Raw genomic sequence first — 22,414 nt, 5'->3', positions numbered from 1 at the left:
TAGCGAGACCACGTTGCTTCAGCAACGGCCCGCAGGGCGCTTCTCAGCGAGAAGCGTAATCCTCTCTCGCCGACCACTTTTAGAAACCTGCTTTTGAAGCAGGTTTTTTTTCGCCTGTAGTAAACAGAGGATGAGAACCTCCGAAGGAGGTTTGAGCCTTGGCAAAAGAGTTATCCCCCTAAAAGCCGTTTAATCAAATCGCTTAAACCAAACCTTCCGATAACTTCCTAATAATCCTCATTCGCCGTTGTTAATTATCCTGGCTGTAATGTCGCTTGCTTATCCTTTGTAGGCCTTGCTGCATCGGGCCTGCGTAGTTAATTTGCGACACATTCTTCTTATGACCGAAAGCTGCATATTGCTGATTTCTTATACCATTGAGACAGCATATTTCGCTGGTTGAACGTCATAACGCACGGTGAATCGTTCAGTTATTCAACATTTGCCGGTAAAAGTTTTTTGTTTTTTAGCGGTGAGAATCACTAGCGTCAAAGTTAAGAGCCAGCACAAAGCACGGTTTTTAAGCTAATGACACTGTGTAATGTGTGGCATTTCAGCGGAAACTGTTTTTTTTAGCGTTGCTTGCTATCCCTCACACTCTGTGTAAATAACTAACCGTTGTATTGACGTTCTTTGCAACTGTTGACAAATTGATGCGTCAATAAAGAAGCAGAAGCGGCGTTGTCTGGCAGATTCCACGGTGTCAGAGAAATCAAAAATAACGTTTCGCTCTTTTCCACCGAAAAGGTGGGTCGCCTGAACCGCATAAAAAAATCAGAGGTCAGGTAATGCACACAACATCACATCACAATGGAGCAAAAGCATGATCAACTCCCTGGCTAAATCCAGGATGCTGAAGGTCGGTCTGAGCCTGATTGCCATGACTGTAGCCGCCGGTGTTCAGGCAAAAACCCTCGTTTATTGTTCTGAAGGTTCCCCGGAAGGTTTTAACCCGCAGCTGTTCACCTCTGGCACCACCTATGACGCCAGCTCACGCCAGATTTATAACCGTCTGGTTGAGTTCACTATCGGCACGACCGAGTTGCACGCTGCTTTGGCAGAAAAGTGGGACGTCAGTGAAGATGGCAAAACCTACACTTTCCACCTGCGTAAAGGTGTGAAGTGGCAAACCACCAAAGACTTTAAACCGACGCGCGATTTAAACGCCGACGATGTGGTGTTCACTTTTGAACGTCAGCTGGATACAAACAACAAATATCATGGTGTTTCCGGCGGCAGCTATGAGTATTTCCAGGGCATGGATATGCCTAATCTGATCAGCAAAATCGAAAAAGTGGACGAGAATACCGTGCGCTTTGTGCTGACACGTCCTGAAGCGCCGTTCCTTGCCGACCTTGGTATGGACTTCGCCTCAATTCTGTCAAAAGAGTACGCCGATAACATGCTGAAAGCCGGTACGCCGGAAAAAGTGGATCTTAACCCAGTGGGTACCGGTCCGTTCCAGCTGCTGCAATACCAGAAAGACTCACGCATCCTTTATAAAGCTAACCCGGATTATTGGGGAACCAAGCCAAAAATCGATCGTTTAGTCTTCTCGATTACGCCAGATGCATCGGTTCGTTACGCAAAACTGCAGAAGGGCGAATGCCAGGTAATGCCGTATCCAAATCCGGCAGACATTGCGCGCATGAAGCAGGATAAAAACATCAACCTGTATGAGCAGGCTGGCCTGAACGTCGGCTATCTCTCCTATAACGTTGAGAAAAAACCGCTGGATAACCTGAAAGTGCGTCAGGCACTGACCATGGCGGTCAACAAAAAAGCGATCATCCAGGCGGTTTATCAAGGTGCGGGCCAGCCGGCTAAAAACCTGATTCCACCAACGATGTGGGGCTATAACAATGCCGTTGAGGATTATCCTTACGATGTTGAAAAAGCCAAAGCACTGCTGAAAGAAGCGGGTATGTCGGATGGTTTCTCCATCGATCTGTGGGCAATGCCGGTTCAGCGTCCTTACAACCCGAACGCGCGCCGTATGGCGGAGATGATTCAGTCCGACTGGGCGAAGATTGGCGTAAAAGCCAAAATCGTTACCTATGAGTGGGGCGAGTATCTGAAGCGTGCCAAAGCGGGTGAACATCAGACTGTGATGATGGGTTGGACGGGCGACAATGGGGATCCGGATAACTTCCTCGCTACGCTGTTCAGCTGTTCAGCGGCGAAAGATGGCTCTAACTACTCGCGCTGGTGTGATAAATCCTTTGAGGATCAAATCCAACCGGCACGTGCGACCGCCGACCAGGCGAAGCGCATCGAGTATTACAAGCAGGCTCAAGTTGTGATGCATGACCAGGCACCGGCGCTGATGATCGCGCACTCAACGGTATTTGAACCGGTCAGCAAAAAAGTCACCGGCTATAAAGTCGATCCGCTTGGCGGACACTACTTTGCTCAGGTAGACATTCAAGAGTAATCATTGCCCTTTTCCGGGGTGGCTACGCGTCACCCCGGCTTTATCTCCCTGTTTTACTGGAAACGGTAGAGGCGCAGCCAGTCTGCGTCGCGGTCGAGGCTACTCGATCGTCAGATGTAAGCAATAACTAACCTCGCGACGACGGTCGCGTGGGCAAGAGAGAACCCGGAATATGCTGCAGTTCGTACTCCGACGTCTGGGACTTGTCATCCCGACATTTATCGGTATTACCCTGTTGACCTTCGCGTTTGTTCACATGATCCCGGGCGATCCGGTGCTGATCATGGCGGGCGAACGTGGTATTTCCCCTGAACGCCACGCGCAGTTAATGGCGATGTTTGGCCTCGATCAACCGCTGTGGAAACAATACCTGCACTATATCAATGGTGTGATGCACGGCGACTTAGGTATTTCGCTGAAAAGCCGCATTCCGGTATGGGATGAGTTCGTGCCACGCTTCCAGGCCACGCTTGAGCTGGGTTTCTGCGCCATGCTTTTCGCTGTCGCTGTAGGCATTCCGGTGGGTGTGCTGGCTGCGGTGAAACGTGGCTCTATCTTTGATCACACGGCGGTAGGCATCGCGCTGACCGGCTACTCCATGCCGATTTTCTGGTGGGGCATCATGCTGATCATGCTGGTATCGGTGCAGCTGAACCTGACGCCAGTATCAGGGCGCGTTGGCGACACGGTGTTTCTTGATGACACCAATCCGCTGACCGGTTTCATGCTGATCGACACCCTGATTTGGGGCGAGCCAGGCGATTTCAAAGATGCTGTGATGCACATGATTTTGCCAGCCATCGTGCTCGGCACCATTCCGCTGGCGGTGATTGTGCGTATGACGCGCTCCGCCATGTTGGAAGTACTCAGTGAAGATTACATCCGTACCGCGCGCGCCAAAGGGCTAACGCGTATGCGCGTGATTGTGGTTCACGCCCTGCGTAATGCTATGTTGCCGGTCGTGACGGTGATTGGTTTGCAGGTGGGGACGTTGCTGGCGGGTGCGATTCTGACCGAAACCATCTTCTCCTGGCCGGGCCTTGGTCGCTGGCTGATCGAAGCATTGCAGCGCCGCGATTATCCGGTGGTGCAGGGCGGCGTGCTGTTGGTCGCGGTGCTGATTATCGTGGTCAACCTGCTGGTTGATTTGCTGTATGGCGTGGTTAACCCGCGCATACGTCATAAGAAATAAGGGGGAATCATGTCAATTGTTGATCCCGCGAGCGTAACCGCTGCACCGAAGCCGATGACCCCCGTTCAGGAATTCTGGCACTACTTCAAACGTAATAAAGGTGCAGTGATTGGCCTGGTTTACATCGTTATTATGCTGCTGATCGCCATCTTCGCTGATGTGCTGGCACCGCATGCGCCTGCCGAGCAGTTCCGAGATGCATTGCTTCATCCGCCAGTTTGGCAGGAAGGCGGTAGCTGGAGTTATATCCTTGGTACGGATGACGTAGGCCGCGACGTGCTGTCGCGTCTGATGTACGGCGCGCGCCTGTCGCTGCTGGTCGGGTGTCTGGTGGTCGTGCTGTCACTGATCTTTGGGGTGATATTCGGCTTGATGGCCGGTTATCTTGGCGGCGTGGTTGATAACACGATCATGCGTCTGGTGGATATCATGCTGGCGCTGCCAAGCCTGCTGCTGGCGCTGGTGCTGGTGGCTATTTTCGGACCGTCGATCGTCAATGCCTCTATCGCACTGACTTTTGTGGCGCTGCCGCACTACATTCGTCTAACGCGCGCGGCGGTATTGGTCGAAGTGAACCGTGATTACGTCACCGCGTCGAGCGTGGCAGGTGCCGGTACGCTGCGTCAGATGTTCGTTAATATTCTGCCTAACTGCATGGCACCGCTGATCGTGCAGGCATCATTAGGTTTCTCCAACGCCATTCTGGATATGGCGGCGTTGGGCTTTCTCGGTATGGGTGCGCAACCGCCAACGCCGGAGTGGGGCACCATGCTCTCCGACGTATTGCAGTACGCGCAAAGTGCCTGGTGGGTGGTGACTTTCCCTGGATTAGTCATTCTGCTTACCGTGCTGGCATTTAACCTGATGGGCGATGGTTTGCGTGATGCACTCGACCCGAAACTCAAGCAGTAAAGAGGCACCGAGATGGCGTTATTAAATGTAGACAAATTGTCGGTGCATTTCGGCGACGATAAAGCACCGTTTCGTGCGGTAGACCGCATCAGTTATCAAGTTGAGCAAGGCCAGGTTGTTGGGATTGTGGGTGAATCCGGTTCAGGTAAATCGGTAAGCTCGCTGGCCATTATGGGGCTGATCGACTTTCCCGGCAAAGTCATGGCTGAGAAGCTCGAGTTTAATCAGAGCGACCTGAAGCGCATCTCCGAGAAAGAGCGCCGCCAGCTGGTGGGTGCGGAAGTGGCGATGATTTTTCAGGACCCGATGACCAGCCTGAACCCGTGTTACACCGTGGGCTTTCAGATTATGGAAGCGATTAAAGTGCATCAGGGTGGCAACAAGAAAACGCGACGTCAGCGTGCCATTGATCTGCTGAATCAGGTCGGCATTCCCGATCCTGCTTCGCGTCTGGATGTTTATCCGCATCAGCTGTCGGGTGGGATGAGCCAGCGCGTCATGATTGCGATGGCAATTGCCTGTCGCCCAAAACTGCTGATTGCCGATGAGCCAACGACCGCGCTCGACGTAACCATTCAGGCGCAAATCATTGAGCTGCTGCTGGAGTTGCAGCAGCAGGAAAACATGGCGTTGATCCTGATTACTCACGATCTGGCGCTGGTGGCTGAAGCTGCACATCACATTATTGTGATGTATGCCGGTCAGGTGGTGGAAAGCGGGAAAGCGACGGACATCTTTAAAGCGCCTCGCCATCCTTATACGCAAGCCTTGCTGCGTGCGCTGCCGGAGTTTGCGGCGGATAAAGCGCGTCTGGCGTCATTGCCTGGCGTGGTGCCGGGTAAATATGATCGTCCGCTCGGTTGCCTGCTTAATCCACGCTGTCCTTATGCCACCGATCATTGCCGTCAGGTAGAGCCTGAATTACGCGATATTCCAGGGCGTCAGTCCAAATGTCACTATCCGCTGGACGATGCCGGGAGACCAACTTATGAGTCTTGAGAAAACCAAGCAGGATTACCTGCTGCAGGCAATTGACCTGAAAAAACACTACCCCGTGAAAAAAGGACTTTTCGGTCAGGAACGTCTGGTTAAAGCGCTGGATGGGGTTTCATTCAATCTCGAACGCGGCAAAACATTGGCTGTGGTGGGCGAATCGGGCTGTGGTAAATCCACGCTGGGCCGCTTGCTGACGATGATCGAAACGCCAACCGAAGGGCAACTTTACTGGCATGGCCAGGATTTGTTGAAGCACGATCCGCAGGCACAGAAGCTGCGTCGACAGAAAATCCAGATTGTGTTCCAGAATCCTTACGGTTCGCTCAATCCGCGCAAAAAAGTCAGTCAGATTCTTGAAGAGCCACTGGCGATCAACACTTCACTGACTAAAGCGGAGCGCCGCGAAAAAACACTGGAGATGATGGCGAAGGTCGGCCTGAAAACAGAACACTATGATCGCTACCCGCATATGTTCTCGGGCGGCCAGCGTCAGCGTATCGCCATTGCGCGTGGCTTGATGCTCGATCCCGATGTGCTGATCGCTGATGAACCGGTTTCGGCGCTCGACGTTTCAGTGCGTGCTCAGGTGCTGAACCTGATGATGGATCTGCAGCAGGACATGGGTTTGTCATACGTCTTTATTTCGCATGATTTGTCAGTGGTGGAGCACATTGCTGATGAAGTCATGGTGATGTACCTCGGACGTTGTGTCGAGAAGGGCAGTAAAGAGGCGATTTTCTCAAACCCGCGCCATCCGTATACCCAGGCGCTGTTATCGGCGACGCCGCGTCTCAATCCAGACGATCGCCGCGAGCGCATCAAACTGACCGGCGAATTGCCAAGTCCGCTGAGTCCGCCGCCGGGCTGCGCCTTTAACGCGCGCTGCCGTCGTCGTTTCGGCACTTGCGTACAGTTACAGCCGAAGCTGAAGCTGTATGGCGAACAGCAAATTGCCTGCTTCGCTGTCGACCAGGATGAAAATCAACCGGTCGGCGCGGCTGAAAAAGTCAGTTAATCAAAGTAATAAGGCTCCTTCTGGAGCCTTTTTTTTAAGCCAATTTTCTGCCAAAACCCTTACTAAAGCTGTTTCCCGCCCTACATGACAAACCAAAAGCCGTGAAAATCATTTATGAAGATTAACCCTTGGTAAACTTGCCGAAAAAACAGCGAAAGAGCTAACCTGCCATAACGCAGTCAATCTCAGCTAATAACGTCTGTTTAACGTTAAGAGTCAGTCTGAATTTAGTCAGTATTTGGGACTAAAAGCGCTGTTAACAACGTTGGTCGTGCCAGCTCAAGGTCGGATGAATGACTACACAGTTTTGTTAATGTTATGTTGCTTGATTTAACTTAAGGCTATCTTATTAATTTCCAGGCATAAACAGTTAACAACCGCGTTTTATCGTTAAATTTCAATCTATCTGATTAAACTCTTTTATTGAATGTGCTGTTTTTGTAATCAGATTTATCTCACTGTGTTTAAAGGGATGTGATATATTCCAGGATAATTCCCCCCTTGTTGTAGGCCACGGCCAATGAAGAATTACGACGATTTACAGCGTTTTAAAGAGAAGACGCAGACGCTCGATATCGCCTTTAAAGATATGTCTGGCCAGACGCAGGAAGCGGCGGAACAGAGTAAATGGGCATTGATTCGCCAGTTGGCAAAAGATGACCAAACCACCCCTTTTGATAGCAATCAGCGTATCGATCTGCCGCAGCCGCAGCCGATTCGTGGTGACGAATTCAGCGATTCCGCGCAAGGCGTGACGTCGCGCCCTGCTGGATTGGCGACGCCTTCCTCGGCACGTGGCTCAATTCTGGATAGCCTAACGCCTAACGCGTCGGTTGCCCCTGTTGCCGCGCCTACATCGGGTTTGTCTTCACTGTTTCCACCACCGCTTGCTCAAGCTCAGCCGGTTGCAGAGCCTGTGACTCAACCTGCGCCCGCCGCTTTTCAGCCTGCTCCGGCTATGATTCAACCCGTGGCTGTTCCCGCACAAGCTGCACCTGTTGCTCAACCTAAGCCTGTGTTTGCCGCAGCGTCTGCGCCTGTGGCGGCACCTGCCGCTGTTTCCAGCGCCGAGCCCGGACGTTTCGGTGCGCTGTTCCGTTCACGTAATAGCGAACCGGTCAGCCTGTCCAAAGAGACTTTACTGAAACCGTTATTGGAGAAGATTGCGTTATGCCGTTAGTTTGTGTGTGCTCGCCGAAAGGGGGTGTTGGAAAAACCACGATGGCGGCCAACCTGGCCTGGAGTCTGGCGCGTTCAGGTAGCAAAGTTCTGGCAATCGATTTCGATGTGCAGAATGCGTTACGCCTTCATTTTGGTGTGCCACTTCACGATGGGCGCGGTTTTGTGGCGCGTTCAGAAGAGCAGGCAGACTGGAGTCAGTCGATTCTCACCACTGGCGGCAACATTTTTGTGCTGCCGTATGGCGATGTTACCGAACCACAACGTGAACGGTTTGAAGAGAATCTGTCAAAAGATCCGCATTTCCTCCGCCGCGGTCTTGATACGGTACTGAATTACCCTGGCTTAGTGATCGTCGCCGATTTTCCGCCCGGCCCAGGCCCGGCGCTTAAAGCAATCAGCGCATTAGCCGATATGCATTTAGTGGTGATGTTAGCGGATACCGCATCGGTCTCATTATTGCCGCATATTGAGGAGAACCGAATGATTGGTCAGCCTCTCAATACTAAACAAGGACATTATTTCGTCCTGAACCAATGCGACAATCGCCGCAATATTAACCGTGACGTTACGGCATTTATACAGCAGCGCCTGGGCGATAATTTGTTAGGTGTGGTTCATCGTGATGAAAGCGTGGGTGAAGCGAATGCCTCACAGCAATCTGTTTATGATTTCAGTCCTGCTTCCGCTGCAGCGTTTGATATTGAACTGATTGCTAAACGCGTCGCCAATATTCTGGATATCACCGTAGGTAACGGCGAAGTTCAGGCCCCCATTCGCACCAGCCACTATTAATCGCCTGGCCTCGCCAGGTGCGTTAAAAAAACAGAGCTCTTTTAGGGTGATTCATGAGTAAAATCGGGTTTTACCTGCTGCTGCTGGTGCTTGCACCGGTCGCTGCGGTGATCATCATCACGCCGATGGATAGCCAAAAGCAGTATATTTTTGGCTTAATCAGCATCGTTATGATGTTTTTATTGGGTTTCAGCAAAAGCCGCAAAATAACTGTGGTCATGGTGATTCTTTCCGCGCTGATGTCCACCCGATATATTTGGTGGCGCACCACTGAGACGCTGCATTTTAATTCAGAAATTGAAGCCATCATGGGCATCGGCTTATATTTAGCGGAGCTTTATGTCTGGCTGATATTAATTTTGGGCTTCCTGCAAACCACCTGGCCATTAAAGCGCACCATTGAACCGCTGCCGGATGATACTAGCCTGTGGCCAACGGTCGATATTTACGTGCCGAGCTATAACGAAAGTCTGGACGTCGTGCGCGACACCGTACTGGCCGCACAGTGCATCGACTATCCGCGCGACAAGTTAAAAGTCTATTTGCTGGATGATGGCAAGCGCAGCGAGTTTGCGGTATTCGCCGCCGATGTTGGCGTGGGTTACATCACCCGTGACAACAATAATCACGCAAAAGCCGGCAACCTCAACCATGCGATGAAAATCACCAAAGGTGAGCTGATTTGCATTTTTGACTGTGACCACGTTGCGACCCGCACCTTTTTGCAGGCGACAGTGGGCCCGTTCCTGAAAGATCCCAAGCTGGCGCTGTTACAGACGCCACACTACTTCTATTCTCCCGATCCATTCGAGCGCAACCTGCGCGCAGCGCGCAGTATTCCCAACGAAGGCTCGCTGTTTTACGGCCCGGTTCAGCAGGGTAACGACAACTGGAACGCAACCTTTTTCTGCGGTTCTTGTGCGGTGATTCGCCGTTCAGCGCTGGAAGAGATTGGCGGCTTTGCGGTTGAAACCGTGACCGAAGATGCGCACACCGCATTGAAAATGCAGCGTCTGGGTTGGGGATCGGCGTTCCTGTCGATTCCACTGGCGGCGGGCCTCGCGACAGAGCGCCTGGGTTTGCACATTGTTCAGCGTACCCGCTGGGCGCGTGGCATGACGCAGATCTTTCGCGTCGATAATCCGCTGTTTGGTCGTGGGCTGAAATGGCAGCAGCGTTTGTGCTATCTCAACGCCATGTTGCACTTCCAGTTTGGTCTGCCGCGCGTTGCCTTTCTAACGGCACCGCTGGCTTACTTGCTGTTTAATCTCAATATTATTCACTCCTCTGCCTCGTTGATCTTTGCCTATGTTTTGCCGCATCTGGTGATGTCGCTTTACGTCAACTCGCGGATGAATGGCCGTTTCCGTTACACCTTCTGGGGTGAAATCTATGAAACGGTGATGTGTTTCCATCTGATCATCCCGACGATTTTGACCATGCTGTCACCCAAGCACGGCAAATTTAACGTGACCGATAAAGGCGGTGTGCTGGATCAGGGCTTCTTCGATTTCCACATTGTGCGTCCTCACGTCATCGTGGCGGTGCTGCTGACCGTCGGCATCGTTGCTGGCGTGGTACGTGCGGTGATGCATGATTATTTCGGTGTCGATCCTTACGTTATTGCCCTCAACGTAGGTTGGGCGGTGTTCAGCCTGATTATCCTAATGGCGGCGATTGCGGTGGCCCGTGAAACCAAACAGGTCCGTAAAACAATCCGTATTGAGGTGCAGATCCCGGCGATTATTCACTACGCCAGCGGAATTTCCTCGCGCACCATGACCAGCGATATGTCGATGGGTGGCGCGCAGTTGGATGCACCCGATAATCGTCATGAGACGGATGAAATCGAAGAGATCGATCTGTTGCTGAAGTCCGGCACCATTACCATTCCCGTGAGTAAAATTTCCGGTGATGAAAAAACCATTCGCCTGCGTTTTGGCGCCATGCCGCTGTCACGTCGCCGCGAGTTGGTTCGCGTGGTATTGGCGCGTGCCGATGCCTGGATTCAGCCGGAGTATAAGAAAGATAATCCGCTGGTTTCGCTCGGCACTATCGTTCGCACGGTATTTGAACTGTTCTGGCTGACCTGGAAAGGCCGCCACGACAAGCGGAAACACGCCGAACAGGCCGCCGCCGCGAAAGAGGACAGCGCAGCATGAAAACCTTGACGCAAACTCTGCTGGCAAGCTCGCTGGCAGCTGCGCTGTTGCTGACGCCCGCCTGGGCAGAAACGCCGCCCACAGAAAACAACGGCTATGATGCGCCGGTGAACAGTGCAGCGCCCAGCGACCAACCCGTTAACGATGCCGCGCCTGCGGTGACGCAGGACAGCAGTGCGCTTTCACAAGTGCCGCCGCCAGAAGGGCTGCAAAATGCCGATCCGCAACTGGAAGCGGCAGCCAGCGCGCTGCCTTACGCACCAGGTCAGGAAATCACTGCGCCTGAGCCGCTGCCGGTGATCAGCGCGGCCCTGAATCAGCCGATCAGCAGTGCCATTACCGTGGCGCAAATGGGCCAGACTCAAGGCATCACGCTGACTGGCGGTCAGCTGCAATCCGGTATTGTCTTCACGCTGCCAAATGATGAAGTCATCACCAATGCGCATCTCAATTTGTCTTTGCGCGTGTCGCAAGCGCTGGCTGCGCGTAACACCTCGCTGCAACTGATGCTCAATGGTCAGCCGCTGGGGACGCTGCCGCTGGGTTCCAGCGACAGCGATGTCAGCGACTACCAGCTGGATATTCCCGCAGCGATGGTGGTGTCGAGCAATAATCTCAGCTTTAAAATCAACGATGCAGACAAACTGCTGTGTGAGAAAGAGAGCGCCGAGCAGTATCAGGTAACGATTCTGCCGAAAACTACGCTGACGCTTGAAGGGCAACAGCTGAACATTGGCACTGCTCTGCGTAACTTCCCGCGCCCGTTCCTCGATCCGCAACGTATGACGGCAAGCGCCGTAACCATGGGATTTGCCAGCAACGTTGCGCCAGATTCGATTAGCGCGGCGGCGTTGGTGGCGTCCTGGTTGGGCATTCAGAGTGATTATCGCGGCATCCGTTTTCCGGTGATGCGCGGTGAACTGCCAGAGAAAAACGGCATTCTGTTCGGTCATCCGGGCGACAAGATCGGCACGCTGACCTTCCCGGCGGTCACTGGCCCGCATCTGCAGGTAGTCGATAATCCGAACAACCCGGTTTACAAGCTGTTGCTGGTGAGCGGCGAAGATGAGAAGCAGCTGCGTCAGGCGGCTTACCGTTTGACTTCACAGCCGCTGACCACCGATGGCAGCGCGCTGCAAGTGCAGCCGCAGTCAATCGCCAACCGTCAGCCTTACGATGCGCCACGCTGGATCAACACCAGCCGCCCGGTGCGTCTGAGTGAGCTGTTGCGTAAAGATCAGAGCCTGACCAGCACCGGAATCTGGCACGATGCGATGCGCGTTAACTTCCGCGCCGCGCCCGACCTGTTCCTGTGGGATGGCGACACTGTGCCGGTTAATCTGCACTATCGCTTCCCGTCAGAAAGCTGGATTGATGAAAACGCCTCGTTACTCAACGTGACGCTGAACGGCACCTTCCTGCGTAATCTGACGGTAAACAAAGTCGGCCTGCTGGAAAATGCCTGGCATCGTTTGGGCGGTGATGCGCGTCAGGAGCAGTATCAGCTCAACCTCGATCCTTACCTGATCTACGGTGACAACCAGTTGGCGCTCTATTTCAACATCAAGCCAAAGGCCGATGCGCCATGCGGTGTACTGCTGAATAACAACATTAAGAGCCGCATCGAAGAGGATTCTTGGATTGATTTAAGCCATACGCGTCACTTCAGCATGTTGCCGAATCTCTCCTACTTTGTTGGTGCATCATTCCCGTTCACGCGGCTGGCGGACTTTGGCCAGACCACACTGCTGCTGCCAGAAGAGCCCACCGATGCGGAGATCTCTACCCTGCTGGATCTGGCTGCGCGAGCCGGTAACGCAACGGGCGTAGCACTGGCTCAGAATCAGGTGCTGTTTGGCCTGCCAAACGGCGGCACCAACCTGGCGCGTTTACAGCAGAGTGATGTGCTTGCCATTAGCACCACCGGCAACAGCGCGTTTAATCAGGCGATGCTAGCAAATTCACCTTACGAAGCCAGCGGCAGTACCTTTGGCGTGAAAGAGCCGAGTGCGTTGGAAAAAGCCCGCGCCTGGCTGATGGGGGATTGGTATCGCCAGCAGCTGGACGCCGATCGTTATTTCTCTTCGAATGAGTCATGGCGTGGCTTCCTGAGCTATCGCTCACCCTGGAACCCGGATCGCCTGGTGGTGATGACGGTTGCAAGCAGTGACGATCAGCTGCTGCGTCTGCATAACGATTTAAGTTCAGCGCGCATCAATGCCGGCATTCGTGGCGATACCGCCATCATTACTGATGAAAACGGTATCCGCAGCTTCCGCGTCGGGCCGCAGTTCCCGAGCGGGGAAATGCCGTGGTACATGATGGTGGTGTGGTATGCCAACCAGCATTCTGTGCTGTTGGCGATGACGGCGCTGTTGCTTTCGGCATTGGTGGGAAGCGCGGTGTGGGTAATGTTGAAACGTCACGCAGGACGCCGCCTCAACTACAAAAATGATCGTGATTCCGGCAAGAAGTAAGGAACAATAATGAAAAAAAATCTGTTGAGTGCCGGCATACGTCACGCGCTGTTTCTGGGCGGCGCACTGACACTTTCTCAGCCGCTGTTGGCGGCTGAGTCCACCAATCCTGCGTTACAGGCCCTGTTTGATCAGGCGGCTTACTGGCATCAAAAAGCGCATGACGATCTGGCTAAGTCCTCGCTGCAAAAAGTATTGATGGTTGAACCCAACAATACGCAGGCGCTCTATTTGCTGGCGCTCTATTCGCAGCAGGGCGGTGATAACGCCAGCGCGGCGCAGTATCGCGCACGCCTGAGTCAGGTTTCACCCAATGATGCCCATCTGAGCGAGCTGGATAACGCTCGCCAATTGCAAACCATTCCGCAGGCGCAGCTGTCACTGGCTCGCCAGCAGGCGCGCAGCGGCAATATCGCGGCGGCGTTGCAAACCTGGCGCAACACCTTTAGCGGCAATGAACCCCCTGCCAGCGTGGCGGCAGAATATTATCTGACCATGGCGGGCGATCGCACGCTGCTGCCGCAGGCAGTTGAAGCGCTGCGTCAGTTCTCCGCAGAACACCCGCAAGATACCGGCGCTAAGCTGGCGCTGGGTAAAGCGATGACTTATCAAGAGTCGACACGCCGTGAAGGGGTCGATGTGTTGGGATCGCTGGCGGACGGCAATAAAGATGCCGATCGATCGCTGCGCCAGGCGCTGTTGTGGCTCGCACCACAAGCCACGGATGCGGCGATCTATCAAACCTGGCAGCAGCGTCACCCGCAGGATGCTGAGGTGCTGGATTATTACCGTAAAAACGTCGGCGGTGCTGAGAAAGGCGCAGGTTTCACCGCGCTGAACAGTGGCGACGTGAGCGGTGCCCAAAGTAACTTTGAAAAAGTGCTGACTGCCAATCCGCAAGATGCCGACGCGCTGGCGGGCATGGGGTATGTCGCGCAGCGTGCAGGACGTTATCAGGACGCCGCAGATTATCTGCAACGCGCTGCTCAGATGGGAGGCGATCAAGGTGCCGAGCGTCAGAAACAGGCAGCGGATGCTCGCTTCTATGCGCAGTTGGCTAACGCACAGCAAGCGCTGAAAAGCGGTGACAGCGCGCAGGCTTTGGCTTTGAGCGAGCCGTTAACGCAGGCCGAAGGCGAAAAAGGGATTTCTGCAAAACTGTTCCGCGCCGATGTGCAGCGTCGCAGTAATCAGCTGGAGCAGGCAGAACAAACTTATCGCGCTGTTTTACAAAGCGATGCGGACAACCGCAGCGCGAAAGAGGGCTTGTTCTACGTGCTGCGTCAGCAGAATCGCAGTGCAGAAGCCAATACCTTGCTCTCTTCTTTACCGGACAGCGTGCGTCAAAGCGTGACGCCGCGTGGCAGCAGCATCGATCCGATTCGTCAGCAGGCCAAACGCCAGCTGGCGGCGGGCAATACCCGTGCCGCAATCGCTACGCTACAACAGGGCATTCAGCGTTATCCAAACGAAGGCTGGTTGCGTCTCGACCTGGCGCGTCTCTATCGCCAGCAGGGCGACAGTCTACAAGCGGCTAACGTGATGCAGCCGGTGATGCGTAACGGCGCCAGCAGCAGCGAGCTTTACGCGGGCGCACTGAACGCCAGCGAAAGTGGTGCCTGGCAACAGGCCAGCGTGCTGCTGTCGCGGATTCCGTCCAGCGCACAAACGCGTGAGATGCGAGACCTGGCGCAGCGCGTGAATTTCAATTTGCAGATGAACACTGCCGATCAATATCTGGCGCAGGGTTCGAACGCGGCAGCAGCGAATACGCTAAAAGCGCTGGCGGCCCATCCGCCAACTAATCCAGTGGATGCGGGCAACCTGGCGCAGAAGCTGGCGAAAGCGGGCGATGTCACTACGGCGGTTGCTGTGGTGCGCGGCAACATGCAGCGCGGTGTACAGGGCAATGCAGGCGATTACGCCGCGCAGGTTAACGTGCTGAATCAGGCGGGTTTGGGCAGCGAAGCGCAGAGCTTCCTTAGCAGCCCAGAACTGCAGGCGCGCAGCACGCCAACCCAGCTGGCCGGTATTCGTAACGGCTATTTGATCAATGAAGTAGATCGCTTGCGTCAGCAGAAACAGTACGCCGCCGCTTACGACAAGCTGATCGGCGCGCTGCAACACGATCCGCAAAACCGCGATCTGATGTTCGCTATGGCACGTCTCTATCAAGACGGCAAGATGAACAAAGATGCGGGCGTGGTGTATGACTATCTGATGACGCAGGACACGCCAACGCAAGATGCGCGAGTCGGTGCCATCAATGTTGCACTGGCGCAGAACAACGTCCAGCGTGTCAACGATTTGTCACGCGGCCTGAACAGCGTGCAGACGCCCGATCGGCAACTGCTGATGGCACGCGTGGCTGAAGCCAACGGTGAGCATTCACAAGCGATGGTTTATCTGCGCTCGGCGCGTGGGCAGCTGATTGGTTTGCAAGGTGCACAAGGCGGCACGCCAACCGTGGGCGGCCTGGCCTTAGCGGACAATCCGTTTATCAACCGCAGCACCTCGCCAGTAGGGCGCTCGCCGTCCAGCTACGGCACCGTGTTGCCGTGGCAAAGTGCACCGGCTGCTACCAGCAGCGCTGAAGGCGTCACGCTGGCGAGCGGCGCGAGTATGCCGTCACCGCAGACGCAGATGCTGCATCAGATCGACACCATGATGGACGATCTGCAAGAAAAAACCGGCACCTGGGCGCAGGGCACGGTGCAGGTGCGTGGACGTGATGGTGAATCGGGCCTGAGCAAACTGACCGAAGCCAAAGCGCCGCTGACCTTCTCTACCGTGCCGTTTGGTGAGTCGCGCTTCGACTTCACCCTGACGCCTGTTTCTCTGACCGCAGGCAGCGCATCGGGTGATGCATGGCGCCGTTTCGGCACCAACGCGATCACGCAAGGCAACGTCGTGGCGGCAGGCGGGGCAACCGTAACCGATCAGCCAAGCGCCACCACCGATTCACAAACCGCATCGGGCGTTGAACTGAACCTCGCCTTGAAAGGCGACAGTTACAAAGTTGATTTAGGCAGTACGCCATTGGGCCAGGATCTCAGCACGCTGGTGGGTGGCGTTCAATGGTCGCCGAAGCTGACAGACTTCCTGACGCTGATCTTGACGGGTGAACGTCGCGCAATGACTGACAGCCTGCTCTCCTACGTGGGTTTGGAAGATAAAACCAGCGGCAAGAAATGGGGCCGCGTCACCAAGAACGGCGGCAACGCTTTGCTGAGTTACGACAACGGCGATGCGGGTTTCTATGTCGGCGCGGGCGGCTACAGCTATATTGGTGAAAACGTGGCCAGCAACACCAGTATGCAGGCAACCGCTGGCGCGTATGTGCGTCCTTATCATTACGACGACCGCGAGCTGAAAGTGGGCATGAGCCTGTCGTGGATGGATTTTTCGAAAAACCTGAGCTATTTCAGCTACGGTCAGGGCGGTTACTTCAGCCCGCAGAACTATGCTTCGGTGTCGTTCCCGGTCGATTTCTCACGCAAGTTTGATGACCTGAAAGTCAACGTTGGCGGTTCGGTCGGTTATCAATCCTACAGCCAGGATAAGAGCGCCTACTTCCCGGACGATCCAAACCTTCAGTCACAAATGGAAGCGCTGGCTGCCTCGGGTAGCGCGAAGAGCGCCTTCTATTCGGGCGACAGCAAAAACGGCATCGGCTATAACCTGCATGCTGGCGCGGATTACAAGATCAACAAAGACGTGACGATTGGTGGCCAGCTTGGCTATGACACCTTTGGCGATTACAACGAAAGCACGGCGCAGTTGAATGTCCGTTACATGTTCGGAGAAAAGTAATGAGTGAACATTTCGGTGGGGCATCGCACCCGCATCAACCCGGCTGGTTTGATCTGGTCAGCGTATTGCTGGAAGGCATGGTCGCCAACGCCGGTCAGGCTGAAGCAGAAGCCTTTTTACAGAATAGGGGTGAATCACTGGCTGCGCGCTACCCTTTGCCAGAAGCGCGCACTGTCCAGGATCTGGAGCGCGAAATTAACCTACAACTGGCACGTTTTAACTGGGGTTTTGTGCAGCTGCAACCGCAAGATAACGCGCTGCTGCTGAAGCATCATGCGTTGCCAGCCGGTGATAATGCGCAGGCAGTAGCAGACTGGCAATCTGCTTTTGGCGCGGTACTGGCCGGATTATATTCGGGCTGGCTGCAAGGCCAGGGCGGTAGCGCAGCAGTACAAATCGTACTTGAACTGAATGACGGCAATACGCTGCATTATCGATATCAATAGGACGTTGGAATGAGAGCGAAGGTCTGCCTGAGATGGCTATTTTGTTGTTTGATAATGGCTTTTAGCGTGCAAGCTAGTGCAAGTGGCTGGGATACGTTCAAAAGCCGCTTTGTGATGCCAGAAGGGCGCATCATTGATACCGCGAATAACAACGTCAGCCATACCGAAGGTCAGGGTTATGGCATGTTGCTGGCGGTAGCTAATGATGATCGCGCCACTTTTGACCAGCTTTGGCTGTGGACGCAAACGCATTTGCGCAATGCACAAAACGACCTGTTTTACTGGCGCTACACACCGGGCAACGACAATCCTGTTGCGGATAAAAACAATGCTTCAGACGGCGATGTCTTGATTGCCTGGGCGCTGCAACGTGCAGCGCAGAAATGGCAGGCAAATGAGTATCAGCAGGCTTCGGATCGTATTCAGCGCGCCATTGTGAAGCTCAATGTGATCACCTTTGGCGGCCATACCGTGATGCTGCCGGGTGCGCAGGGCTTTAATAAAAACAGCTATGTGGTGCTGAATCCGTCTTATTTCCTGTTTGCGGCCTGGCAGGCGTTCGCGCAGCGCAGCCATCTTCAGGTCTGGAGCAAACTGATCGATGATGGTAATGATTTGCTGAGCGAAATGCATTTCGGCAAAACCGGCCTGCCGCTGGATTGGGTAGCCTTGAACGCGGATGGATCGCTGGCACCCGCATTGGGCTATTCCAACCGCTTTAGTTATGACGCGATTCGTATTCCGCTCAATATCTGGTGGTACGATCCGCAAAGCCTGGCATTGGGGCCGTTCCAGCGTGTCTGGCAGGGTTACAGTCGTCAGCAAACGCCTGCCTGGTTTGATGTGTTGGCCAATACGCCAGCACCTTATAACCTCGAGGGTGGATTGTTAGCGGTGCGGGATTTGACGATGAATCAAACCGGTTACATCAGCGATACCCTCGCCCCGGATCAGAACTACTTCTCCTCTAGCCTGCAGTTACTGACGTGGCTGGCGCTTCAGGATAAGCACTGAGTTAAGTGCTCTGCGCGTTTTTTTGTTCTCTGCGCGTTTTTTTGTTCTCTGCGCGCTGTCCCCCATCCCAGCCTTCCCCCGCGACGCGGGGGAAGGAGACGCTGCCACATGCAGCTTTACTACTCGCATATGGCAGCATCTTCCTCCCCCATGTATGGGGGAGGATTGAGGTGGGGGACAGACGATCTCCTCTGCGCGCTGTCCCCCATCCCGGCCTTCCCCCGCAACGCGGGGGAAGGAGACGCTGCCACATGCGGGTACAGAGCGGGCATTTTGCAGCATCTTCCTCCCCCATTTATGGGGGAGGATTGAGGTGGGGGACAAACGACCCCGCACTCAAGAGGATTGAGGTGGGGGGCAAACGACCTCCTCTGCGCGCTGCCCCCCATCCCGGCCTTCCCCCGCGACGCGGGGGAAGGAGACGCTGCCACATGCAGCCTCATCACTAACATATGGCAGCATCTTCCTCCCCCATTTATGGGGGAGGACCGAGGTGGGGGGCAAACGACCTCGCACTTAAAAAGGTTGGGACCAGCATCCCTACTGCGGATAAGCCACCCAATCGCCGCCATTAAGGCGAATCCAGGGTTTGCCCTGATACATCACCACCACCGCATTATCATTTTCAGAGACCACAGGCGTTTGCGGCAGATTGTCGGTCAAGGCTGACATATTCACATTCGGCGCATTAAATACCTGGCCATCAATTACCCGCGAAACCAGCGCTGAAATCGCCTGCAAGCTGGTGGGCGTATCAATCGTTAACGGCTGCCCCTGATGGGGTGCTTTCATGCCGACAAATTTAATGCCTACCGGCACATGTGTGATGCTGGGGCTGGGAATGTCGCGTAAACCTGACATCTGCATTTTGTCACCCTGCAACGCTGCGCCATGCTCCGGCACCACCACCACCATGACTCGACGGCCAGATTTCTCCAGATTATTCAGGAAGCTATCGAGTTGGTTAAACAGTTGCTGCGCACGCGGTTTCCAGGCGGCGGTTTGGCTACTGCCCAGTTCACGCGTGCCGTCATGCAGCGGAATCAGGTTATAAAAAGTCGCGCTGCGGGCATCATTACTTTTGCTGCGTTCATCTAACCAGCGCTGCATAAGCTGCGCGTCATTGAACACTGTCGACCCTTCAAACGACGTCAGCGCAGGTGCGATACCCACTTGCGACATCAGCGGTGCTTGCAAATCACCATAATCACGCAGCTCTTTAAGATAGCCACCAAACACGCCGGTGTGATCCATCATCAACTGCTGTTTAAAACCCAGCTTAGCGAGATTATCAAACAGGTAGCAGCGCTGATCGGTGGGCTTATAGAGATCGCTGTGCGAGGTTTGCCCACAGCTGGCGCGCAGTAAACGCAGGCCGGCCGGGCCGCTGTAACCGGTTGCCGAGTTATAGTTATTCAACACAATATCAAAGTGCTGCCACAGTGGATGATTACGCAGTTGAGCGCTGTCAACATCTGACCAGGCCAGCGAGCAAATGTTGACGATTAAAATATCAAACGGCTGCGAATCCGCCGGAAGCGCGGCAGGGAATTCTGTCACACGCTGGCGTTCACTGTCGTAAAAACGGTTGAGCCAGGCCGTCAAGTTAGCGCTGCTGGGCGGTGCAGACTGATCGAGCGGGTCTGACGAATTAACGACGGCTTTTTCGCCTGGCGCAACGTTACGTGCCACTTCTGGCGTGGCGGCTTTCGTCGGCAGTAACGCGAACGAGGGACCGGCAAAATTCATGACATTGAGCCAAATCAGCATCAGCGAAACCAGCACTGAAATGCGAACCCACTGCGAAACAAACAGGTACAGCACCAGTAACACGAAAGCCGCACCGATCATCTGCCAGTTAATAAACCGGTTAGTCAGATCAAGCAGATACGCGCCAGAGAATCCCGCCAGCTGATCGCCCTGACTGAGCAGGGAATGCATGCCTGGCAACCAGGTATCGTGCCAGAACAGCGCAATACTCAGCGGAATTGATAGCCCATTGCGCAGACGATGCAGGCGTAAAGAGGGCAGCGGAAACAGCAGCCAGGCAAGGAAGACAAGGTTAGTCAGCGCATGGAAATTCAGATAGCCGTACCATAACAGGCCAAACTTGAGCAGAAAGTAGAAATTCCAGCCGCCCAACCCACGCCAGCCGTTCCACAGCAACGTAGAGGAGGCGGAATCATGTGTGTGGTGATGCATTAACGTTTCACATCCTTTTTCGAGGATTCTCGCTGCCAGTAACCGTGAGACTTCAACGCACGTGTAGGCAACAGGCGGTTCAGGAATCCGTTCCAGCGGCGTGGCAACCAGTGGCGATATAACGGCTTCAAAAATAACAAAAGAAACAGAACAAGCAGCGCAATCTGCACGCTATCCATCAAGTTCATCAGCGTCTTTTCCCCTCAAGATTGAGTGAGACGGGTTGCGGTATGCGGCGCAACGGCATACGCGTCGCGCCAGTCGTGGTTTTTTCAACAGTCGTCGATTCCACCAACAGCGGCATTTCGCGCAGGGAATCAGGCACGACATTTTTTATCTTGCCAACCTCAGCGAGGATTTGATGATCTTCAAACCACAGCACCCGATTAGCAAAAAGCTGATCGTGCGGCAGCGAAAAGATAAACGTCAGCGCGGTATCAAGATCGTTGAAACGGCAAGAGGACAAAAACAGATAGACGCGATCCTCCAGCGTGGTGACTAAATCACCGTAGCGGCGCGGCTTACACAGCGTCAGAATCTGTTCCGTCTTTAGCTCTGGGACGGGACGCAGCGCGACCAACAAGCCTTTATCGTTTTCTGGCAGCAGCGTATTCGACATTAACTGCGACACCGCTATGCAAAAGGCATCCAACCGGAGATACCCCTTTTGCTGCAAGGGCTGCAATGCGCTGATCAACGCGTCAAGATTGCCCGGCACGTGTCGGCTGAATTGCAAACCCTGCAAGCCTTCCAGCGTCGTCAGGAAACGTGACATCGGTGCCGTTGACGGCACGATGGCATTGACACCGCACGCCAGCAGCAGGCGTTCATCGCTGTAGCGCAGGCTGGTTTTCATCTCACGTATGACAATCTTTAAGCCGTTACCGCGTGAACGGCGCAGGCTATGCACACGTTTTGCCAGCGAGTTGATCTCTTCTGTGTGCGTCAGGCTAAAAATGACCGTTGCCGCACTGGCTTGTTGTGCGCGGGAAAAAACCTGCTCATTATCCGCGAATAAAACCCACTGTTTTGATAGCGGTGGGGCTCCTTCCAGTACAATTTTATCGGCCAGATAATGGGTTACATCATCACGGCTTAAAGGTTCAGGCTGTTCTTTTTCATTAACGGCAATAAAACATTCATTATGCTGTTTTAAGCGCAATGCACGATCTGCCAACAATCTATCGGTCGAATACCACCAATTAATTCGATATTGCCAACTATCTTGCTGGAATTCTAAATGTGCGACGCCGTCAATCTGCCGAAAATACCGTTGAAGATTGTCACGAAGGTTAATAATTGTGGAACCAAAGGTGATGATTAAAAAGGTGAATGCTTTTTTTGTTATTACCCTACGGATACGTTTCATCCATAACGTCAATTCTTCAGCGGATAATTTATCCCATAGAAGCGAATCCGTATAAAACAGCACCAGGCCGCTTTTATTACTGAGAGTTCGCGCTAAATCGCTGTCGAGTTTTAGCAGGCTTTTTTTATTTTTTGGTAGCGAAAACAGCGGAATACGATCGGGGCCCGCTGCGGGTGTGGGTGTCAGTAAGGCGCGAGGTGCTTCATCAGCACTGATTAGCGTTGCTGACTGTTGAGCACTGATCACCTGACGAATAAAGTGTCGGGCATCTTCCTGACGCTGGCAGGTGACCCAATAACATCCCGGTGATTGCATTGCCATTAATTCTGGCTGAACCTGTTGCAGGCCCAGTAGAGAGGAGTTTTTCATTTAAGTATCGCGATTCATTCAGTCAGCGCTAGCTTATTA

The 22,414-nt window shown here is 54.0% G+C and carries 15 protein-coding genes; 12 read left to right on the top strand and 3 right to left on the bottom strand.

Annotated elements, in window-relative coordinates; all coding sequences use genetic code 11:
* The first annotated feature begins 823 nt into the window (after positions 1 to 823).
* The 12 genes from dppA to SC127_RS00915 all read left to right on the top strand — a co-directional run bounded on the left by dppA (position 824) and on the right by SC127_RS00915 (position 18,435).
* A complete protein-coding gene (gene dppA, locus SC127_RS00970) occupies positions 824 to 2,434 on the top strand; it encodes a dipeptide ABC transporter periplasmic-binding protein DppA (protein WP_332624897.1) in 1,611 nt (536 codons plus the stop codon).
* A 172-nt stretch (positions 2,435 to 2,606) separates the two neighbouring features.
* Positions 2,607 to 3,626 carry a dipeptide ABC transporter permease DppB gene (gene dppB / locus SC127_RS00965; protein ID WP_215848019.1) on the top strand — a complete coding sequence of 340 codons (1,020 nt, stop codon included), beginning with the start codon at positions 2,607 to 2,609 and terminating at the stop codon, positions 3,624 to 3,626.
* 9 nt (positions 3,627 to 3,635) lie between these two features.
* Complete coding sequence (dppC, locus tag SC127_RS00960; protein ID WP_243079747.1) at positions 3,636 to 4,538, top strand: dipeptide ABC transporter permease DppC; 903 nt, start codon at positions 3,636 to 3,638, stop codon at positions 4,536 to 4,538.
* A 12-nt stretch (positions 4,539 to 4,550) separates the two neighbouring features.
* Complete coding sequence (gene dppD, locus SC127_RS00955; protein WP_215848017.1) at positions 4,551 to 5,537, top strand: dipeptide ABC transporter ATP-binding protein; 987 nt, start codon at positions 4,551 to 4,553, stop codon at positions 5,535 to 5,537.
* Positions 5,527 to 6,549, top strand: coding sequence for a dipeptide ABC transporter ATP-binding subunit DppF (gene dppF / locus SC127_RS00950; RefSeq protein WP_332624896.1), 1,023 nt, complete (start codon positions 5,527 to 5,529; stop codon positions 6,547 to 6,549). Before dppD ends, dppF begins: the two co-directional genes overlap by 11 nt.
* A gap of 520 nt (positions 6,550 to 7,069) precedes the next feature.
* On the top strand, positions 7,070 to 7,729 hold the full coding sequence (gene bcsO / locus SC127_RS00945) for a cellulose biosynthesis protein BcsO (RefSeq protein WP_332624895.1): 660 nt from the start codon (positions 7,070 to 7,072) through the stop codon (positions 7,727 to 7,729).
* Positions 7,720 to 8,523, top strand: a complete 804-nt coding sequence (gene bcsQ / locus SC127_RS00940; RefSeq protein ID WP_243079746.1) for a cellulose biosynthesis protein BcsQ — start codon at positions 7,720 to 7,722, stop codon at positions 8,521 to 8,523. The genes bcsO and bcsQ overlap by 10 nt, the downstream gene beginning before the upstream one ends.
* A gap of 53 nt (positions 8,524 to 8,576) precedes the next feature.
* Positions 8,577 to 10,685, top strand: a complete 2,109-nt coding sequence (gene bcsA, locus SC127_RS00935) for a UDP-forming cellulose synthase catalytic subunit (protein WP_215848013.1) — start codon at positions 8,577 to 8,579, stop codon at positions 10,683 to 10,685.
* Complete coding sequence (gene bcsB, locus SC127_RS00930; protein ID WP_243079745.1) at positions 10,682 to 13,162, top strand: cellulose biosynthesis cyclic di-GMP-binding regulatory protein BcsB; 2,481 nt, start codon at positions 10,682 to 10,684, stop codon at positions 13,160 to 13,162. Before bcsA ends, bcsB begins: the two co-directional genes overlap by 4 nt.
* A 9-nt stretch (positions 13,163 to 13,171) precedes the next feature.
* Positions 13,172 to 16,975, top strand: a complete 3,804-nt coding sequence (locus SC127_RS00925; protein WP_332624894.1) for a cellulose biosynthesis protein BcsC — start codon at positions 13,172 to 13,174, stop codon at positions 16,973 to 16,975.
* On the top strand, positions 16,975 to 17,421 hold the full coding sequence (bcsD, locus tag SC127_RS00920; protein WP_243079743.1) for a cellulose biosynthesis protein BcsD: 447 nt from the start codon (positions 16,975 to 16,977) through the stop codon (positions 17,419 to 17,421). Before SC127_RS00925 ends, bcsD begins: the two co-directional genes overlap by 1 nt.
* Before the next feature lie 9 nt (positions 17,422 to 17,430).
* Positions 17,431 to 18,435 carry a glycosyl hydrolase family 8 gene (locus SC127_RS00915; RefSeq protein WP_442955733.1) on the top strand — a complete coding sequence of 335 codons (1,005 nt, stop codon included), beginning with the start codon at positions 17,431 to 17,433 and terminating at the stop codon, positions 18,433 to 18,435.
* A gap of 540 nt (positions 18,436 to 18,975) precedes the next feature.
* On the opposite strand, the gene bcsG is transcribed toward SC127_RS00915, so the two are convergent.
* The 3 genes from bcsG to bcsE are packed head-to-tail and all read right to left on the bottom strand — an operon-like array spanning position 18,976 to position 22,375.
* On the bottom strand, positions 18,976 to 20,637 hold the full coding sequence (gene bcsG / locus SC127_RS00910) for a cellulose biosynthesis protein BcsG (RefSeq protein WP_243079741.1): 1,662 nt from the start codon (positions 20,635 to 20,637) through the stop codon (positions 18,976 to 18,978).
* A complete protein-coding gene (gene bcsF, locus SC127_RS00905; protein ID WP_332624893.1) occupies positions 20,637 to 20,825 on the bottom strand; it encodes a cellulose biosynthesis protein BcsF in 189 nt (62 codons plus the stop codon). The genes bcsG and bcsF overlap by 1 nt, the downstream gene beginning before the upstream one ends.
* On the bottom strand, positions 20,825 to 22,375 hold the full coding sequence (gene bcsE, locus SC127_RS00900) for a cellulose biosynthesis protein BcsE (protein ID WP_332624892.1): 1,551 nt from the start codon (positions 22,373 to 22,375) through the stop codon (positions 20,825 to 20,827). The genes bcsF and bcsE overlap by 1 nt, the downstream gene beginning before the upstream one ends.
* Between the last annotated feature and the right edge of the window lie 39 nt (positions 22,376 to 22,414).

The sequence above is a fragment of the Pantoea sp. T14 genome, from assembly GCF_036663535.1.
Taxonomy (GTDB): Bacteria; Pseudomonadota; Gammaproteobacteria; order Enterobacterales; family Enterobacteriaceae; genus Pantoea; species Pantoea phytostimulans.
The sequence above is the reverse complement of the archived record's forward strand: the minus strand, read 5'-3'. Positions and strand labels throughout refer to the sequence as shown.

Bases quoted from the DNA above. Each gene is read 5' to 3' on its own strand.
- dppF (WP_332624896.1), top strand. From the start codon at position 5,527: ATGAGTCTTGAGAAAACCAAGCAGGATTACCTGCTGCAGGCAATTGAC.
- bcsQ (WP_243079746.1), top strand. From the start codon at position 7,720: ATGCCGTTAGTTTGTGTGTGCTCGCCGAAAGGGGGTGTTGGAAAAACC.
- dppC (WP_243079747.1), top strand. From the start codon at position 3,636: ATGTCAATTGTTGATCCCGCGAGCGTAACCGCTGCACCGAAGCCGATG.
- bcsO (WP_332624895.1), top strand. From the start codon at position 7,070: ATGAAGAATTACGACGATTTACAGCGTTTTAAAGAGAAGACGCAGACG.
- dppD (WP_215848017.1), top strand. From the start codon at position 4,551: ATGGCGTTATTAAATGTAGACAAATTGTCGGTGCATTTCGGCGACGAT.
- bcsG (WP_243079741.1), bottom strand. From the start codon at position 20,637: ATGCATCACCACACACATGATTCCGCCTCCTCTACGTTGCTGTGGAAC.
- bcsD (WP_243079743.1), top strand. From the start codon at position 16,975: ATGAGTGAACATTTCGGTGGGGCATCGCACCCGCATCAACCCGGCTGG.
- bcsA (WP_215848013.1), top strand. From the start codon at position 8,577: ATGAGTAAAATCGGGTTTTACCTGCTGCTGCTGGTGCTTGCACCGGTC.
- dppA (WP_332624897.1), top strand. From the start codon at position 824: ATGATCAACTCCCTGGCTAAATCCAGGATGCTGAAGGTCGGTCTGAGC.
- bcsB (WP_243079745.1), top strand. From the start codon at position 10,682: ATGAAAACCTTGACGCAAACTCTGCTGGCAAGCTCGCTGGCAGCTGCG.
- bcsE (WP_332624892.1), bottom strand. From the start codon at position 22,375: ATGAAAAACTCCTCTCTACTGGGCCTGCAACAGGTTCAGCCAGAATTA.
- SC127_RS00925 (WP_332624894.1), top strand. From the start codon at position 13,172: ATGAAAAAAAATCTGTTGAGTGCCGGCATACGTCACGCGCTGTTTCTG.
- bcsF (WP_332624893.1), bottom strand. From the start codon at position 20,825: ATGAACTTGATGGATAGCGTGCAGATTGCGCTGCTTGTTCTGTTTCTT.
- SC127_RS00915 (WP_442955733.1), top strand. From the start codon at position 17,431: ATGAGAGCGAAGGTCTGCCTGAGATGGCTATTTTGTTGTTTGATAATG.
- dppB (WP_215848019.1), top strand. From the start codon at position 2,607: ATGCTGCAGTTCGTACTCCGACGTCTGGGACTTGTCATCCCGACATTT.